This window comes from Vibrio chagasii, assembly GCF_002954585.1.
In the GTDB taxonomy this organism is placed as follows: domain Bacteria; phylum Pseudomonadota; class Gammaproteobacteria; order Enterobacterales; family Vibrionaceae; genus Vibrio; species Vibrio chagasii_A.
This window is the reverse complement of sequence record NZ_MSCI01000001.1, coordinates 1325396-1343154: the sequence shown is the minus strand read 5'-3', so window position 1 is coordinate 1343154 and position 17759 is coordinate 1325396. Positions and strand designations below refer to the sequence as shown.

Below are 17759 nucleotides of genomic sequence, written 5' to 3'. Positions count from 1 at the left end.
AATAAAATATTGGCTTGTTCTTATTACTTATCGATTACTGAATAGAAGGTAAGCTTTTTGCCTCCATTACAATCGACATACCCCAAGATTGTTCCTCTTTAATAGACTTGATGGAGCCTCGGTTAGTAAGCCAGGTTGTTTGAGTATCAATCGGTCCGTCATTCGCGAACTGTGTCTTACTTGTTACTTTACATGCTTCCAAAGCACCTGCAGGCACTGTGATTTCCTCTTTACCTACGTAGGTTTGCTGGTAGTCAAAGGTAGATAGGTAGTAAGGTCGTGCGTTAATGATTTCATCTAATGAGGTTTCAACAGAAACGGTTCTTAATCCAGGATACTCTATTTCGATTATGTCACCGCTCTCTTCGTCCCACCAATAATCGAGCTGAGAGGTGAGTGGTGCGTTGGTTGACGTTCCAAAGTCTACCGTTTGATTGATGATTTTTTGGTTATCAGCAACCGCTAGAGGTAATACTGCTTTCGCTGACCCCCAACCTAACGAGTCATCAGAGTTAAAGCCTTCTTGACCTAGATAGTGACCTTCAGAGCTATATGAGAACTCATAACCGATTAGAATACCTTCCGAATCTTTAATATCGATACGTGTTTTTTCTAGACTATCCTCTAGGTCAGAAATCCAACTTGGAAGTCCAGTGACTAACGTAACGTCATTCAGCCAAGAAAAAGTATCCCCAAGATAGGTAAACTCATAAGTTAGATTTTCGGTAACAGGATCTTCTTCCCACATAGGTGTGCGCTGTACATCGTAAAGCGTGACGTCATTGGTTGCTGGTGCGAACCCGGCATCTGGTAGCGAGTCAAGACAAGCCTGTAGATTTAGAGGGTGTAGAGGCTGTGGCGTTAATGCGTTATCTAAAATGAACTGTTTAGTTGCTTCATCAAAGATATAGGCTTCACTATCAAGCTCTTCGTTCTCTTTATAGGTTATACGCACAAACCCGTCGACAACAGATAGGTAAGCAGAGTTATCTTGTCTTTGATAGTTTGACCATGTGGTTTGTGAGTGGATGGACTCTGGAATCGTAACCTGACGTACAACTTCACCGTTCAATGAGATATCTTTCCACAAACCAAGGTCTGCTAATCTCAAGAACTGAGTATTTCCTTCCCACGATCTTGAATAATAAACAACGGTACCGTTAGATAGAAGCTGTGCAAATAGTTCAGCACTTTCGAAGCCCGCCATCGGGATTAAGTCATCATGATTGTTAGATGCTGTTTCATGACGATCTGACTCATCGTCAGCAATAGTCGATGCTAAAGTTGCCAGCCATGTATCTGTAACGTCGCCATTTTTAAAAGCACTTATTCCGTTACACGAGTTATTGAGCGCTTGGTAACGATCTGGATCGTGTTCAGCACACCAATCACCCTTATAAAAGTAATAAATGTTGTCGTAGAGATCTTCTACTGACAACTTGTATGCTGTGGTGTTATCTGGGAATTTTAATCCTGCTGGCATAATTAGAGACCAAACGTTCTCACCATCTGTTTGATCCATGATTGAGCGAACATTAAGACCGCTAATATCCAACTGCTTAGCACTAGCAACTTCATTAAAAATTGAGCTGCTCGACTCAAGAATGACACTGCCGTTTTTATTTGGCTTGATGCTAGTTAAAGTGTCATTGCTAGTTTCCCAACCATTTTGACCCAATACCATGCCATTGGAGTCCAGAGTTGTTTCTACCTCGATAAACTGTTCTGCAAAATAGTCATAAATGTAACTGGTTTCGGTGACAGAGTTATCAGAATCCGCTTTTAGTGTTCCATAGGCGACCATCAAGTCTTTGCCTGTGTCATTCTCACCACCAAACCAATTGATGCCATCCGTTTTAATCAGCTTCGCAAGGTCGGCTTGCTTAGATTCTTTATTTGCTTCGTTTTCTTTGATTTTATCTTCAAGGTTAGAGTCATCAATGTCGATGTGGTCGCGATTAATGCTGCCAGCAATGTCGCTCGGGTTGAAGTTTTCTCCCGCGGCTTCAATATTTTTGACGACTTCATCTAGTACTCGAGTTACTTCTTCATTGATCAACGCTGTGAGCGCTTCTACAGAAATACCAGCACCCGCTGCGGTTTCTGATAGTGCGTCAGTATTCTCTGCCATGACCGATGCCGTAACTTGAGCAACGCGGTGTAGGTTTTCAAAAGCTGCTTTTTGTGAGTCGGCTAGCTTGTCGTTATTTTTGGCCTCAATGTAATCTTGAGTTAAGTCGAGCGTTGTCCCTAATTTCTCTTGAATAGTTGCTTTGGCTTCATCTAATGATGCGCCACTTTCAATTTCATTTTGTATGAGTGTGGTTAACGGGCTAATAAACTCTGATTGTGGTGGAGCCGTTAAGCGGTAGCTTTTGTTTAACACTACTCCTGGGTTATCCGTGTCGATGGTTTGTCCGGCGACAACTTCAATCAATAGAGTGATCTGCTCTAGTTGCTCTTGAGTTAAGTTATCAATGGTGAATTCGCCATTGTCGCCGGTTACTGCATTTGGCTCATCCTTATCACACTCCTTGTTGCTGTTTAGATCCAAACATGCATTAGCACCTACTAGATAGCCATCTGCGGCTTTGGCAGTAAGAGATGCTGTTGTTGCCGTTGCCCCCCCACTATCCGTTGCGGGGCTATTCGAACTATCGCTACCACATCCTGCTATCCCTAGGGCTATTGCCACTGCTAACAGTGAACGTTGACCATTCATGTTAGTTCTCCTTTATTGAGTTATTGATAAAAGTCTTCTATTTAGAAATCAATTGGCGGAATGTCATTGATAAATATGACTATTTATAAATCGAGTGCCATTATTGTGGAATGTATCAAGTAGGGATTGCGCGGAAAGCAAAGGAGCTTTTATTCTAGAGTTACATCAAATTTGAATGTTTTTATATGCGAGTCATATCTCTAGTGAATGAATGGTGTTTGTAATTGATATTACTACCAGTTAATAAGTGACAGCTCATTGGGTACTTGAGATGTGCATCATTGCGCATTTTTTGGTTGTTAAACTAAACTGGAACAATAACTTACATTTATAAAAACACATTAAACTAAGGGTATTTGATGAGTTTCTATTCCCCAAGTCGTTGCCGTGCCTTTTTATTTAGCACGCTTTCTTTAGCGGTTGTACCAACGTCTAGTGTTGCCGATATATCGACAACGCCTGTCATTGGTGGTGTATTCAGTTCAAGTGAGGTTTTGAAAAACCAGGTGCTTTCAAGCCTGAGTTATTCGGCTACATTAACTCGCGATGCAGCGATCTTTACGATCGCGGGCGTAACGCTAGATGCGTACATTCTCGCACTGCCTTTAGATGCTAAAACGAAAGCGCGGGTGATCGCTCAGTTGTCTAACCCGACTTACTCCATTCCTTTGGGGTACTTTCTCTATAGTTACTACGATCGCTATTCGGGCTTGGGCAGTGAAGATGTATTCAAAGCATACCTATCGACAGTCTACGATGATGAGGTATTAAGAGGCTTTGAACATAGCCTCTATTATGTGGGTGATGCGCCTGATTCTGATTACAAAGAGCCTGATACGTCCACAGAAGCAACCGGACATCATGAGGGTATTCGAATCGATGAACACTTCATTGCGAACATGGTTGTGATCTACGATGCGCTGTTTGAGATTGGTGTTTGGCAAGATATGGAAAGATTGCCAGAGAGCTACACCTATTTAACTAACAGTCCTGAAGATTTAGCAATCATTAATCAGATACAACCGATTATTGTTGAGTTAATTGCTCAGGCAGCGTCGGGCATGGAAGAGGGTGACATGAAATCGGCAATGCTCGCAATTGCCGAGGATGGTAAGCCGGAAAATGCCGATAAGTCGAATAACAAAGCACAAGCTCTTACTATCACGCTTATTGATTTTGTTCGCTTGAATTTACTCAAAGCCTACCGGCAATTTGTTTATAAAGATGAGCGAGCTGAAGCGCTTGATGATTGGATGCAGCAAGCCTTTGATGAGCAGCCGGACTCTCTAATCCAGTTTTTGGAATCCCAACAGAATAAACGCTTTGCTGTGCAAGTGACGGTAGATGGCTTACAACAAGGGTTGATTGAGGGTTTGGTCAATGAAGGCACGCCTTTTATTTCGGTTGCTTATCAGAACCATAAAGACCGAGCGAAATATAAACCCGAGATAGAAAAGGTGATCGAACCTGAGCATCAACAACAAGTGAGGTTCATGGAAGTTCTATCTGAACAAACCTACCGTGATCCACATTATCTGCCTTTCTTTAAAAAGCTTTATCAAGATCATCGAGACAATATTAGCCGCGTCGGTATCTCGTCGACTCCAACCATCAGCGTGCGTAACCTGCCTATTATCAAAACGGGCGCTAAGGTTTCTGGTGAAGGTGGTACAGGCGTGCCTAACTTCCACTTTGTGGACAGGGATATCGACCGAGCTTATTACTTCTTTGGGAATGATGCGCTCCAGCTGGATGTACTAATGGTAGACAACAAGGTACAGACGATGTTTGATCGTCTCGATTACCTTAAAACTCTGAATTGTAATGCTCAATACGATTGGAATGCACATACAAGTTATGATGGTCTGGTGAACTTAGGTTTAGGGGAGTCATTACGCGATTACGGTGAGAAACGTTGTGTAAAAGAGCTTCAGGCACGCTCTGAAGTTGAAGTAGCTTTACGAGAGAAAAGAAAGGCCTTGATAGAAGACATCGAGGCCTACCAGTCTATTTCAAGTTTTGACTTGTTCACTAAGTTATCTAAAAAAGCGCAAGTTAAACAGTCGATAACTCAGTTTGCGGAGCTTGATGGCAACGGGATGCCAGATTACACCTTGGTGTATAACCCATGGCCCGATCACTTCGCCCATTTTACAGGGCCTTTTAGTGACGAGATTTTAATGCCAACCGGTGAGTTAAATCGTTTGGATTATTGGATTCGTCAAATAGAAGCGACTTATAAAAGTGCTGGTGTCTACGATAAGACGTTGTGGGGAATGGCTGGGGATCACGGGCTAACACCTGTGTTCTATTCATTGAATCCTGAGAAGCAAGTTTTTTATGGGTTACAAGCAGAGCTTGATTACCCAATTGTGGTGAAGAAAATTTCCTCGGATGAAGGTGAGGGGCCTAAAATAACGAATGCGTTGAATTATCCAAGCTCTAAACATGTTGATGTCGTGGTTGCTTCGACCGCCGGTGGCAACTTTATGATGGATTTCTTTAACTCAAAGCAGGGTTGGACTGTACAGCCGCTTTATCAGGAGTTGGTACAGTGGGCGCCTATTGCTGCCCCAAAAGATGGCAGCATTAATGTTATTGATGAGATAGCAAAACGCTTACCTGAGAGTCTCGATTATATGGTGGTAAGAGAGAGTGCCTGTGGCGAGCGAGCTTGCTCTGTTCGAGTGATCGGCAATCGTGATCTTAAGCGCGTTGACGAGTTGATCACCCGACACGGTGACAAGCTATTTTATGAGTCATTAATGGGTAATCAGGCACCTACCTTACTGAATATCCAAACGTTAAACCCATATCTTGGATCACCAAGTAAAGCTGATTTTTCTGCTTACTCTCGGTTGTTGGAAAAGTGCATAAACCGTTCAGTTAAGGAAGATGATTCAACTTGGTGTAGTCGCAGTGAGTGGACGGATTTAACTCAATTGACTCCTCGACCTGATTCGGTCAATCAACTGGCTAACATTTATCTTGAGGATAGAGCCGGTACTATTAATTTGTTCCCTAAAGCAGGAATTGGTTACAACACAATAGTACCGGGGCGTCACGCAGGTGAAGACTATTTAGAGAAAGATGCATTTATCGGATTTTGGGGATCTCCAATTGGTGAGAACTCATTGCCATTAAAGATCGAAGCTAATGGTTCGCTGGCACCGACTCTCTATGAGTATCTAACTGGAGAACTCGTAGTAGCAGGCGAGAATGGTTGGGGTTTCCCTTCATTGTTGAATAAATTGGATATTCGTTAATGCGTTACTCTCTCCCTAATTAACGACTTATAAATAGTTATTAAGGGAGAGAGTCATTCCGACAAAATCCTCATCACTATTATCAACGATTTGATAGCCAAGCCCCTCATAAAATTGGATGGCGCGAGTGTTGCCTTTGAAGCTAGATAACGTGACTTGGTTTCGCTGTTCCAGGCGAGCTTTATTGTGAATCAGCATCATGACTTGTTGACCGATGTTTTGGCTTTGATGTTGAGGGAAAATAATCAATAAGTGAACGTGGTATGCGTTGTCGTAAGGTTTGAAGCAGGTAAGCCCGACCTTTTGAGAGCCTCTATACACCCAATGAAACCAAGACGGCTGGTAGTCGTTTGAGAGGCGGTTGCGCTGAAACTCGTCATCCCAGCCAAACACATTGTCGACGTGTTCGAAGATACCTTGCTTAACGCAGTCAAACAGCTCTTTAAACTCGGAGCTTAAGACGGTTTCTAATCGAAGTTCTCCGTATTTGCTTGTCATTCTTTCTATTTCCTTACCCTGAATCTCGATAAGCAAACAATACCATAAGCGGCTGATATTTATACTAAATGAAAAAGCCACGTAGATACGTGGCCTTGAAAGTTGATTGTTAGAAACTTGGCTAAACCATTTTCAGAGCGTGATGTCGAGTGAGTTGCTTGTGTAGCGCGTCTTTGAGCTCCATGCGTTCTACTTTGAGGTTGTGCATGCTGTCGTCATCAATCGGACTACCTGATATTTCCAATTCACGGATGTCATAATCAAGCTGATGATACTTTTGCATGTCTGCTTTGAACTTTTCGTCGTCGTGGTTGAGTTGAACAATGTCTAATTTTAGCTCTGGGAAATCTAAGATAAAGGCATGGTTTTCATTGAGCATTGGCACTTCCTCTTTCGTTAAATTAACTTCAGTATAGAACCTATTTTTGAAGATAAATGTGGTTCAAAACACAAAGCGAGATTAGGATCAAAAAAGGGCATTAGCGTTCCCAATTGGATTCGCTGATGCCCTTTGTTCTATCAGTTGCGTTGACCGCTATAGCGCTTCTCCTAGGAGATTATTTCGCTTTTTTGCCAGAGCGTTGTTGCTCTTTGTATGCCAATTTTTCTTTCTTACGTTGCTCGATTAGGTGAGCAGCATCGCCACCTACGTGAGTTTCGCCGCGTGCATTTGATAGCTGTACTTGCTTTTCACGCTCACGGAAACGCGCTTTCTGCTCGTCCGTGTGCTTATCAAAACACTTAGGGCAGCTTACGCCTTTCTCGAAGTGCTCAGAGGCTTTGTCTCCCTCTGTGATTGGTAGACGACAAGCGTTACATACATCGTAGCCACTTTTTTCTAGCTGGTGGTTAACGGCAACACGGCCATCAAACACGTAGCAATCGCCTTCCCACATACTCTCTTCTTCAGGCACTTCTTCTAGGTACTTTAGAATGCCGCCTTCAAGGTGGTAAACCTCTTCAAAGCCTTGCTCTTTCATGTAGGCTGTTGATTTTTCACAACGAATACCACCTGTACAGAACATCGCGACTTTCTTGTGCTTCTTAGGATCTAGATTGTCTTCAACGTACTGAGGGAATTCACGGAAAGTTTCCGTGTTTGGGTTTACCGCGTTTTTGAATGTGCCGATGTCCACTTCATAGTCGTTGCGAGTATCAACCAAGACCACATCTGGATCAGAGATAAGGTCGTTCCATTCGTTTGGCTTAACGTAAGTACCGACAACATGGCGAGGGTCGATGCCTTCAACACCCATGGTTACGATCTCTTTCTTAAGCTTAACCTTGGTGCGGTTGAATGGTTGTTCGTCGTTGAACGACTCTTTGTAAACAACATCCGCTAGACGGTCGTCTTGCTTGAACCATTGAAGGAGGGCGTCGATAGATTCGCGCTTACCTGCAACGGTACCGTTGATACCTTCACTTGCAAGTAACAAAGTACCGCGAATGTTATTGGCTTCTAGAAGCTCAGTTAGCGGTTGGCGAATTTCTTGGTAATCATCAAGTGCTACGAATTTATACAGAGCACATACAACATATTGAGACATGGTTTTTCCTTTCTGCGAGCTGGAACGTAAATCCAGAGCGGTTGCCTATTCTGATCATAGCTGGGTATTGATACCTAGCTCGTCATGATGGCTTATTAAAATCCGCAGCAGTATAACTAAGGCGATGTAGGACAAAAACCAACCAAGTGTAGGGCTATTTATCACCTGTTTTATTGTGGATTTATGATTTGAGGAACGAAAAAGCCCTGCTGTACAAATACAGTAGGGCTTGGTGTTGAATCTGTCTTACTTAATCAGCGATTACGCTTGGTTAAGTACTTCCGCTAAGCGTTTGACCGCTTCAGTCAGTTCTTCTGGGTTAGCGTTAGTGAAGTTTAAGCGCAGTGCAGCTTTTGCTCCCTCCGGCTTTGGATAGAATACTGGGCTTGGTACAACCGCCACACCATTTGAAAGTAGGGTCTTAGCCAGTTCAAAAGTATCGCATTCTGGAATCTCAACCCAAATGAACATCCCGCCATCTACTGCCTTTAATACACAGTCAGCAGGCAGTTGTTGTTCTAGTTCTGAAAACAGCACTTCATAGCGAGACTTGTACAGTGAACGAATGCTTTCCATGTGTGCGTTAAAGTCTTGGTGCTTTAGAAGGCCAAGCAGTAGGGCCTGCATCGGAACGCTTGAGTGTAAATCTGCACCTTGCTTCACCTTGATCAGTGGTTCAAGGTAGCTGCGTTTACCCGTTACCGCACCAATACGTAAGCCAGGTGATGCGATCTTAGAGAATGAACGAAGAACGATAGAGTTGTCAGGGCAGAAAGACGAAACCAACGGCAGCTCTGTACCTGTGAAACGTAGCTCTCGGTATGGTGCATCTTCGATGAACGCGACGTTGTATTTGATACACAGCTCAGCCACTTTTTGGCGAGTCTCTGTTGTCCAGCATACGCCTGTTGGGTTATGGAAATCTGGCACCGCGTAGAACATCTTTGGCGATTGCTCGGCGAAGCACGTTTCTAGTTCATCTAGGTTAGGGCCAAATTCAGTTTGAGACACAGTCACGATGTTTGCTTGAACCAAGCCAAACACTTGCATCGCACCCAAGTAGCTCGGCGCTTCCATTACCACTACATCATTCGGATCGACATACGCACGAGCAATCAAATCTAGACCTTGCTGAGAGCCTGTACAGATCATCGCAGTGTGAGTTTCTGGCAATTGGTAGCTTTGCGTTAGGTGGTCAAGCAAAGGGCCGTAACCCGCTGTTGAGCCGTATTGGAAAACTTCAGGCATGTTCGCTAGGTTTTCTAGCGTTGGCTTCATTAAATCGATCGGGAAGGTTTTCTCATCCGGCAGGCCACCTGCTAATGATATGACGTTTGGGTCGCTTGCTGCAGCGAGGATCTCTCGAATATATGAAGATTGAATTTGTTGTAATGACTGTGCGATTTCCATTTTTTGTGTCTCATCGTTTTTCGTTTCTATTCTATCGCTTGATATTACACGGCAATTGTAAAAACTAGCGTGTCCATTTATGCTCTTAAACATGTCCATTTATGCTATTTAAACGATGTCACGTCAACACATATCTCGAATCAATGATGTTCTTTTCCATATTCATCAAGACATCAGCCAGCCGTTGTCTGCCAAAGAGCTCTCTGAGATAGCAGCCTACTCAGAGCAACACTTTCATCGCACCTTCAAAAGTGTGGTGGGGGAGTCGCTGCACCAATATATCCGACGTACTCGGATGGAGTATGCCGCTAATCAGTTGATGTTCGATACCAGCTCGTCGGTGGTTGAGATAGCCAATAAATGTGGTTTCAGTTCGGTGTCTTCATTTAGCCGGGCGTTTAAAGCGACCTTTAATATGTCTCCGGGCGAGTGGAGAAAACACGATTTGCAGATCGCCGAAAAGCCTTATTTGAAAGATCCAGAGGTGGCGGTTGGTTATCAAAATGTCGCACAGCGCAAGCTACCCGAGCCTAAAATCGTGGAAACACCTGAGCGCATGGCGGCATATGTGCGACACACTGGCTATAACCGTTCTATTCGTAATGCGTGGTTGATATTGAAAGCGTGGGCGAACGCCGAACAGCGTGATTTTTCGACCCAGTTTGGTTTGCATCACTCAAACCCAGCTTGGGTTGAAATGGACCAGTGTCGCTATGTGGCGTGTATCGCGATCAGTGAACCGATCAAGTATCGCAGCGTGGTCAATCAGATGGTGATTCCCGGCGGCTTACATGCCGTGTTTCGACTCAATGGCCGTTATGGAGAATTGCTACCACAGATCAGTATGGTATTAGAAAAATGGTTACCTACATCAGGTTTCAAGCAGCGTTCAACACCAGCCTATGTGCACTATCATCAGAATCATTTCTTAAATAGTGATGAAGTGTTCGAGCTTGATTTCTATCTTCCCGTGAGTTTCTACTGATCGATGGTTGTGCTGTTTTGTTGAACCAGACTTTGCTCTTTTGTTGAGACAAATTAGCACGACTAATGGCTGACAACGATTCTATGCCGGTGGACTAAGATAGACACGCTTTGTTGATAATGCACTCCATTAAAAGATGACAACATACGGATTAAACGATAGCATCACCGTCTTATTGCAAATAGTTCTTAATATCACCTGCTAGTAAACATGACTATTACTCACAAAGATTATCTGAAAATCGCTTTCCCTTTCATTATCTCCACGGTTACTCAACCTCTACTCGGTGCGGTGGATACTGCTGTCATTGGCCAACTTGGTATTGCTGAATTGATAGGAGGTGTGGCGATTGGCACCATTATCATGAACACCATGTATTGGTTGTTTGGCTTCTTTCGTGTCAGCACAACAGGGCAAAGTGCGATGGCGTTAGGCAAGGGTGATCGCTCAGAACTGGCGGGCAGTTTGATGCGCCCATTTGTGCTGTCTGGTTTGGTGGGTTTGATCTTTATCTTGATACAACCCCTCATCTGGCAAGGTGCGATGTGGGTGATTGAACCGGAGTCGAATGTTGCTGAGCAAGCGAATATCTATTTCAACATTCTCATTTATGGTGCGCCTTTTGTCCTGCTCAATTACACCATTATTGGATGGTTGATGGGGCAGGCGAAAGCCAAAGAAGTCCTTTACACACAAGTGTTTGGCAACGTGTTAAACATTGTTTTGGATGCGGTGTTCGTACTGTATTTCGATTTAGGTGTTGCGGGGGTGGCATACGCAAGTTTGATTGCACAAATCACCACCTTTGCGATTGGTATGACGCTGGTTATGAAGACGAGTAATATCTCGGTATCTGAGTTCCTACAAGGCTCTAAGATGACCAAGAAAGACCTGTCGACAATCATCTCATCAAATACTGACCTACTGTTACGCACTATCTGTATCTTGGTGTTCTTCAATATGATGGCGCGCACCGGTTCTAAACTGGGTACTGATGTTCTGGCCGCTAACGCGATCTTGATGCAGGTGACCTTTATAGTCAGCTACATGTTTGATGGCATTGCTAACGCATCGAGCGTGTTTGCGGGTAAAGCGGTTGGTCAAAAAAATGCTTCAATGTTGGAGAGTGTATTAAGGCTTAACTTCCAATGGACCGCAGGTTTCATTGCTGCGCTAACGCTACTGACTTTGGCGTTTAAAGATATGATCGTTTTCTTGTTTACCGATATTCCGGCGCTAGTTGCTTTATACTATGAGATGGCACCGTGGCTGATTGCGTTTCCGCTGGTGGCTGGGTTTGGTTTGACGGTTTACGGCATCTTTACTGGAACAGGCACAACCCGTCCGGTTCGTGACTCGAGTATTGCTACGTTGTTGGTGTTCTTGGTTGTCCAGGCACTAGCAGTTGGTGCATGGGGTAATCATGGTTTGTGGTTAGCGTTTACGCTGTTCTACCTTGGGCGTATTGCCTTCCTGTACCCGCTCATCACTCAGGTTAAACAGAAGTGTTACCCGGCAAAAGAGAGTCTTAATGGGGCTACGAATTAACTCTATCTAAAGCCACTTTTAAAACTTTATGAAAGCGCTTGTCTATCTTTATACAGTAAATTTAGACGGCGCTTTTTTGTACCCGATAAATCGTTAAAATCGGTCAATCAAACAGCAAAAAAACTGCGATACAGTTCAATGTTCTCTTTCCATCCCCTCAGCTAAATGATAAGGTTGTTATGTTATAACATCTTATCTATGAGTATTTGCGTGAACGCCCCACTTTTGTCTGTTGACCAGTTAACAATCAAAACTTCTTCGAGAACCCTTTTCCAAGATATCTGCTTCGATGTATATCGAGGTGAATTGTTAGCGATCATGGGACCTTCAGGAATCGGCAAGTCGATGCTTTCACGTGCGATTGCGGGGTTCATGCCCGAGACTGTTGGGGCGGCTGGTGATATTACTTTTGCTGGTGAGAGTGTGTGTGATTTGCCGATGTTGCAAAGAACTGCAGCACAGAGACCAGCGGTGATCTTCCAAGATGCCCTCCAAGCGCTCAATCCGCTTGTTTCTATTGAAGGTCAGCTTACGTTGGCACTAACGGGAACTCGTACTAAGCCTAAGTCAAAAGACAAAACCAAGATCACCGAACTGTTGACTCAGTTGGGCTTCCCAAACCCAGAAACTATTTTGCCGTTATACCCAAGTCAAATCTCTGGAGGACAACGTCAACGAGTGTGTATTGCGATTGGCTTGTTGAGTAACGCCGATATCATCATTGCCGATGAACCCACCAGTGCGTTAGATCCGGTGACAGAGCAAGAGATACTCAAGCTGATTCGAGACAATGTAAAGCAGCGCCAGATTGGCGGCTTGCTTATTACTCATGATCTACACAGCGCGTTAGCGTGTGACAAGTTATTGGTGATAGATGATGGCGGTGTGGTGGCTTATGGATCACCAAAAAATGCGCTTGAATCGAGTTCTCATGCGTTCTGTTGTTCATTGAGAGACCTCATCGAATGAGCTCGACCTATTCACTAAATTCAGAAGTCTCGCCATCAATGCCTGTGATTGATTCAGAAACACAAACACCGATTGAGATTAAGTTCGAGAACGTCGGAGTGCACTATTACTCCATTCCTCGTTGGTTAGGTGGTCAGGTGTTCAAAGCGCTACAAAATGTCGACCTTAATGTTGAAGACAAAAGCCTAGCTATTGTTGGGCGTTCTGGTGCGGGTAAATCTACGCTGATTGAACTGCTGTTTGGGCTGAAATCGCCGACCGTTGGTGGTATCAGCCTGTTTGGGCATTCATTGCCGATTCGAAATAGCAAAGTGCAAGCGACGGTATGTCGCCTTATCCAATTGGTGCCACAAGAGCCACACACTAGCCTCAACCCTTACTACACCGTTCGACAGATCTTAGCTGAACCGCTGAGCAACCTAGATGTTTCTGGCAATCATGAAAGCATCATTGAAGAGACGCTATCGGACGTTGGCTTACCTGCGTCTTTGTTATCGCTCAAGCCAAATCACCTCTCTACGGGCCAAGCTCAACGTGTGGCTATTGCTCGTGCGCTTGTCGTTAGACCCGCAGTATTAGTTGCCGATGAGCCAACCAGTAGCTTAGATCCGGTGAATCGCCAGAGGCTACTCGACTTATTGAATTCATTGAAAAAGAAGCGCGATATGCGCCTTATTTTGGTAACACACGACCTAGGCGCAGCACAGGCGCTTTGCGAAGAAATTCTGGTCCTCGACCATGGCCAAATGGTTGAGCATGGACCGACACCTCAAGTGATGAGTGAACCTGATCATCCAGCGACTCAGATGCTGATCGAATCTCAGCCTCTGTCGAAATCTACTTGTTAAACACAACCTTACTAATTAATAAAATACAGCTATAGAGACAAACAACTATGCGTTTTAATTCAATCAAATTGGCTTGCGCACTTGCGCTAGCGCTGCCTTTGACAGGCTGTTTTGACTCTCAACCAGAGTCGAGCGAAGCTGCGGTCAAATCTGAAATCCGTGTTGCGATGATGCAGCCACCAAGAACGGGCCTATCGCCACTTTCTGATGATGCGTTTAAGTTATCGCGTTGGAGCACGGCTGAAACGCTAGTTAACCTGAGCCCAACTTCAGAAGCTGAGCCAATGCTGGCTACGGACTGGAAACAGGTAGATCCCCTGACGTGGCAATTCACGATTCGTCAGGACGTTAAATTTCATGATGGCTCTACATTAAGCGCAGAGTCTGTTGTGAACTCGCTTCAGAAGGCACTTGAAGCGGCACCTAAGCCTCGCATTCTTGATGGTGTAGATCTGGAAGTGAAAGCGTTGGACAACTACCGCGTTGAGATCAAAACCAGCTTTGATGACCCTCTTTTACCAAGCCGTCTATCAAGCCCTCAGCTCGCGATTCTTGCAGCAAGCGCTTACCAAGAAGATGGTCGTGTAATCCCAACTGGCGCAGGTACGGGGCCGTTTGAGTTGACTGAAATTAACGGAACAACAAGTGCCAAGCTACAGCGATTTGATGGCTACTGGGGCGAAAAGGCGAGAATTGAATCTGTGATTGCAGAGTATGTTCCAAATGGCTTTGCACGTGCTGCTGCTCTAAGAACCGGTACTGCAGACGTCGTTGAAGCGGTGCCAGTTTCACAAATCGCGACCATTGACTCTAACCTGCTTTATGAAGTGGCAATGCCTCGTACTAACACGCTTTACCTGAACAACAAGTCGGGTGTATTTAGCGATATCAACCTACGTAAAGTTGCAGCAGCGGCTGTAGACCGTGAGCAAATCGTGAAGACTGTGTACGAAAATCACGCGGACATCGCACAAGGTCTTCTAGGTCCCGCTCTTGCTTGGGCCGCGCCGATTCGACCTGAAGGTCAGGCGGTAGACAAAACGCTAAAAGCTAACGGTGAGAGCATTGTTATCGGTACCTTTACTGACCGTGCTGAGCTTCCAGAAGTAGCGGCACTACTTAAGCAGCAACTTGAAGCGGCTGGTTTTAAAGTTGAGCTGGATATCCGTGAATACGCTCAGATTGAAAACGATGCATTGTCTGGTAAGTTTGATGCGTTCATCCTTTCTCGTGCAACCGTTCTGGATTCTGGTGACCCAGTGGCTTACATGATGAGTGACTTTGGCTGTAAGGGTTCATTCAACCTTGGTCAGTTTTGCTCTCAAGAAGTAGACAAAGCATTGACTCACGCAGACCTGCAACCACTAGGTGCACTGCGTCAGCAAGCGATCATTGAGGCTGAGCAAAAAATACTTAATGACTTCGCAGCTATTCCGCTGCTTCATGAGCGTGTGATTCAAGGTGAAAGCGAACGTGTAAGCAATGTAGTTCGTGACCCAAGTGAGCGTCGCTTGGTTGATCAAACGACTCAAGTTAACTCGGCAACACAGGTTAACTAAATAGATGTTATCTGCTGAAACTCTGCGTCGAACTTTATTTATTTTGACGCCTTGGCTATCAAGAATCGCTTCACTGATCGTGGTGGTGATTCTTGTTGGCTTGATGCCTGACATTGCCGGCATCGACCCAAGTCAATCCATCCTGCGAGCGAGGGCGGGGCAACAACACCTGCTTACGCCTGAAGCTTTAGCCGCAGTCAGAGCTGACTTACAGCTGGACCGTTCGGCAAGTGAGCGCTTAATCGACTGGGTTGGCAGTGCCTTTTCTGGTGACCTAGGTACATCATGGATAGATGGTTCTTCAGTTGCATTAGGCCTGCAAAAAACAGCGGCTACATCTCTGTTTTTGATGTCTAGCGCACTAGTGATGACTTTCGTACTATGTGGTGCAGGCCTACTTGCTACCTTGAGCAGTTGGAAGAAGGGCAAATTAGGGCAGAGTTACAGCAGTTTAAGCACCGTATTAATATCGTTGCCAGAGTACGTGGTGGCTTCGGTATTAATACTGGTGTTCTCAATCTGGTTAGGTTGGCTACCACCTTATGGTTGGCAAGGCTGGCAAGATCTTTGGTTACCGAGTCTAGCGCTCGCACTGCCCGCTAGCGGCCTATTTAGTCGCCTACTCAGAGACAGTTTACAACGAGTTCTTAACGAACCTTGGGTGATAACTTGGCTCAGTGCCAACGTTCACTCCAATCAAATTATTCGCTTTGCGCTGAAAAGGGCGCTGAGCAGTCTGATCCCACAAATCGCGATGATCGTGATTGGTTTAACTGGCGGCGCGGTCGCGGTTGAGCTGATCTTTTCGATTCCGGGGATCGGGCGCATGATTCTTGGTGCTGCTAAAGCGCAAGATCTACCAATGCTGCAAGGTGGCTTATTAGTATTGTTACTGTTTTCGATTGCAGTAAGCAGCATCAGCCTGTTTGTTCAGCAGTTGATTCTGGGTCATAGTCTGAAAAGCGGTAAGCTCATCAGCAGCCACTCGTCGTTTCGCTTTACTGAGAGCCGCACTAAGCGTGTCACTGCTTTTGCGATCTTCTCATTCCTAATTGCTATTGTGATTTGGGCTTTCTTCCGAGACCCATACACCAGCCCATTTGCACGTTTGGCAGCACCGAGCTGGCAAGCGCCTTTGGGTGCAGATGGCATTGGGCGAGACCTGTTAGCGAGAATCGGCTCTGGTATGGTCGCGACCTTCCAAGCGGGTATCTTGGCAACCTTCTTGAGCTTGGTGACCGGCATTATCATGGGCTTCAATACGCGCTTTAGCCAAGGCCTTATCGAGATCACTAAGGGTATTCCTTACATCATTGCAGGCCTGTTGGTTGCGGGCTTAACAGGTATGAACCCGAATAGCGCATTAATCGCGATTGTACTGGTATCTTGGGCGCCATTAGCGGCGCACTGTTCAAGTTTAATCGTAGAAGCCAAGGCTCAGCCTTATACTCACCTCGCGCCATTGTGGGGTACTAGCAAGCTGAGAGTCTTCCGCTTCTACTTGCTTCCTTATGTTTTACCACCGTTGTTAAGACACGCGTTGTTGAGGTTGCCAGTCATCACTCTAAGCCTGACCTCGCTTAGCTTCATCGGACTTGGGGCAAAACCACCAACTCCGGAATGGGGTTTAATGATTGCAGAGAACTTACCATATATTGAACGTGCACCACTGGCCGTAATGGGGCCAATTATTGGGCTTATCCTGCTGGGTGCGGCTATCAACATGATGTTTGATGACTAACGAATCAGGAAGGGGCTTGAGTTTTCGGTTGGCTCTTTATGTTGTAACCTTAGGCTTGCTTTTAGAACTGCTCGAAAGTTCAATAGACCCTAGTTAAGTGTAAAGGATTCAACATGTATCTTGCTTTGTATTGCCATAACATTGGTATGACTGATTTTTCTTTTTTTGAGACGGAAGATTTCGACAAAGAAGAGGGCTATATCGTGCGAGGAAAATGGCCGAACGAAAAAGCGTTTCGTGATTACTTGGCCAAAGAGTTTGGTGATATGAGTGAACTCCAAGTGATTGATTTGATCAGCAGAGGTCAAGAGGCCGAGGACTATTCTGCGCAAGAGTTAGCGAAACTGATTAGTGCGTAACCATAGCGATGGGTATGGTCTCGTTTAAACAAAGTGCATTGTAACATATTGAAAACCCTTAATATTGCTTATCGCTAAACTTAGCTTGATTCGGTCTGGTAGTCATTATTCAGAGAAAGCTCATGCGGCTTTGAGTCTTCCATCGTCTTTTTTAAGAAATAGGCATTCATGTTTAAAGTTCTGAATAGTATGGTTTTTCGGAGTGAGCCAGCTTTAATATAATTAAACTTGAAGGCTCCCTGTTTCAGTATACATTGGGGAAAAATAGTCATGAAGAAGGTAACCATTTTGGCCGCACTAATACAAC

Annotated in this window: 13 protein-coding genes; 8 read left to right on the top strand and 5 right to left on the bottom strand. The window is 44.9% G+C overall.

Translation table 11 applies throughout. From position 1 onward, the window contains the following. Positions 1–34 precede the first annotated feature (34 nt). Positions 35–2722: a hypothetical protein gene (locus BTO10_RS06225; protein WP_105023964.1), complete on the bottom strand. Its 2688-nt coding sequence runs from the start codon at positions 2720–2722 to the stop codon at positions 35–37. Positions 2723–3081: 359 nt separating this feature from the next. Between BTO10_RS06225 and BTO10_RS06220 the strand changes: the two genes are divergently transcribed. After that, positions 3082–5988 (top strand): alkaline phosphatase family protein, encoded by a 2907-nt coding sequence (locus BTO10_RS06220; RefSeq protein ID WP_105023963.1) that lies wholly within the window; start codon positions 3082–3084, stop codon positions 5986–5988. A gap of 27 nt (positions 5989–6015) precedes the next feature. On the opposite strand, the gene BTO10_RS06215 is transcribed toward BTO10_RS06220, so the two are convergent. From BTO10_RS06215 to BTO10_RS06200, 4 genes are all read right to left on the bottom strand, one after another. Continuing rightward, positions 6016–6486, bottom strand: a complete 471-nt coding sequence (locus tag BTO10_RS06215; RefSeq protein WP_105023962.1) for a GNAT family N-acetyltransferase — start codon at positions 6484–6486, stop codon at positions 6016–6018. A 121-nt stretch (positions 6487–6607) separates the two neighbouring features. Then, on the bottom strand, positions 6608–6865 hold the full coding sequence (locus BTO10_RS06210) for a YdcH family protein (RefSeq protein ID WP_004737050.1): 258 nt from the start codon (positions 6863–6865) through the stop codon (positions 6608–6610). A 178-nt stretch (positions 6866–7043) separates the two neighbouring features. Continuing rightward, entirely contained in the window at positions 7044–8033 is a 990-nt protein-coding gene (trhO, locus tag BTO10_RS06205; RefSeq protein ID WP_105023961.1) for an oxygen-dependent tRNA uridine(34) hydroxylase TrhO, read from the bottom strand. A 261-nt stretch (positions 8034–8294) separates the two neighbouring features. After that, on the bottom strand, positions 8295–9443 hold the full coding sequence (locus tag BTO10_RS06200; protein WP_105023960.1) for an aminotransferase-like domain-containing protein: 1149 nt from the start codon (positions 9441–9443) through the stop codon (positions 8295–8297). A gap of 115 nt (positions 9444–9558) precedes the next feature. Between BTO10_RS06200 and BTO10_RS06195 the strand changes: the two genes are divergently transcribed. The 7 genes from BTO10_RS06195 to BTO10_RS06165 all read left to right on the top strand — a co-directional run bounded on the left by BTO10_RS06195 (position 9559) and on the right by BTO10_RS06165 (position 17452). After that, entirely contained in the window at positions 9559–10428 is an 870-nt protein-coding gene (locus tag BTO10_RS06195) for an AraC family transcriptional regulator (protein WP_105023959.1), read from the top strand. Positions 10429–10638: 210 nt separating this feature from the next. After that, positions 10639–11976, top strand: a complete 1338-nt coding sequence (locus BTO10_RS06190; protein ID WP_105023958.1) for an MATE family efflux transporter — start codon at positions 10639–10641, stop codon at positions 11974–11976. 210 nt (positions 11977–12186) lie between these two features. After that, positions 12187–12945, top strand: a complete 759-nt coding sequence (locus BTO10_RS06185) for an ATP-binding cassette domain-containing protein (RefSeq protein WP_105023957.1) — start codon at positions 12187–12189, stop codon at positions 12943–12945. Next, positions 12942–13793 carry an ABC transporter ATP-binding protein gene (locus tag BTO10_RS06180; protein WP_105023956.1) on the top strand — a complete coding sequence of 284 codons (852 nt, stop codon included), beginning with the start codon at positions 12942–12944 and terminating at the stop codon, positions 13791–13793. Before BTO10_RS06185 ends, BTO10_RS06180 begins: the two co-directional genes overlap by 4 nt. A gap of 47 nt (positions 13794–13840) precedes the next feature. After that, the gene (locus BTO10_RS06175) at positions 13841–15352 is read left to right on the top strand and encodes an ABC transporter substrate-binding protein (protein ID WP_105023955.1); all 1512 of its coding nucleotides are present in this window, start codon (positions 13841–13843) and stop codon (positions 15350–15352) included. 4 nt (positions 15353–15356) lie between these two features. Beyond that, positions 15357–17093 (top strand): ABC transporter permease subunit, encoded by a 1737-nt coding sequence (locus BTO10_RS06170; RefSeq protein ID WP_105023954.1) that lies wholly within the window; start codon positions 15357–15359, stop codon positions 17091–17093. 113 nt (positions 17094–17206) lie between these two features. Then, positions 17207–17452, top strand: a complete 246-nt coding sequence (locus tag BTO10_RS06165; protein ID WP_105023953.1) for a hypothetical protein — start codon at positions 17207–17209, stop codon at positions 17450–17452. Positions 17453–17759: the final 307 nt, after the last annotated feature.

Bases quoted from the DNA above. Each gene is read 5' to 3' on its own strand.
- BTO10_RS06195 (WP_105023959.1), top strand. From the start codon at position 9,559: ATGTCACGTCAACACATATCTCGAATCAATGATGTTCTTTTCCATATT.
- trhO (WP_105023961.1), bottom strand. From the start codon at position 8,033: ATGTCTCAATATGTTGTATGTGCTCTGTATAAATTCGTAGCACTTGAT.
- BTO10_RS06200 (WP_105023960.1), bottom strand. From the start codon at position 9,443: ATGGAAATCGCACAGTCATTACAACAAATTCAATCTTCATATATTCGA.
- BTO10_RS06170 (WP_105023954.1), top strand. From the start codon at position 15,357: ATGTTATCTGCTGAAACTCTGCGTCGAACTTTATTTATTTTGACGCCT.
- BTO10_RS06215 (WP_105023962.1), bottom strand. From the start codon at position 6,486: ATGACAAGCAAATACGGAGAACTTCGATTAGAAACCGTCTTAAGCTCC.
- BTO10_RS06225 (WP_105023964.1), bottom strand. From the start codon at position 2,722: ATGAATGGTCAACGTTCACTGTTAGCAGTGGCAATAGCCCTAGGGATA.
- BTO10_RS06180 (WP_105023956.1), top strand. From the start codon at position 12,942: ATGAGCTCGACCTATTCACTAAATTCAGAAGTCTCGCCATCAATGCCT.
- BTO10_RS06165 (WP_105023953.1), top strand. From the start codon at position 17,207: ATGTATCTTGCTTTGTATTGCCATAACATTGGTATGACTGATTTTTCT.
- BTO10_RS06190 (WP_105023958.1), top strand. From the start codon at position 10,639: ATGACTATTACTCACAAAGATTATCTGAAAATCGCTTTCCCTTTCATT.
- BTO10_RS06220 (WP_105023963.1), top strand. From the start codon at position 3,082: ATGAGTTTCTATTCCCCAAGTCGTTGCCGTGCCTTTTTATTTAGCACG.
- BTO10_RS06175 (WP_105023955.1), top strand. From the start codon at position 13,841: ATGCGTTTTAATTCAATCAAATTGGCTTGCGCACTTGCGCTAGCGCTG.
- BTO10_RS06210 (WP_004737050.1), bottom strand. From the start codon at position 6,865: ATGCTCAATGAAAACCATGCCTTTATCTTAGATTTCCCAGAGCTAAAA.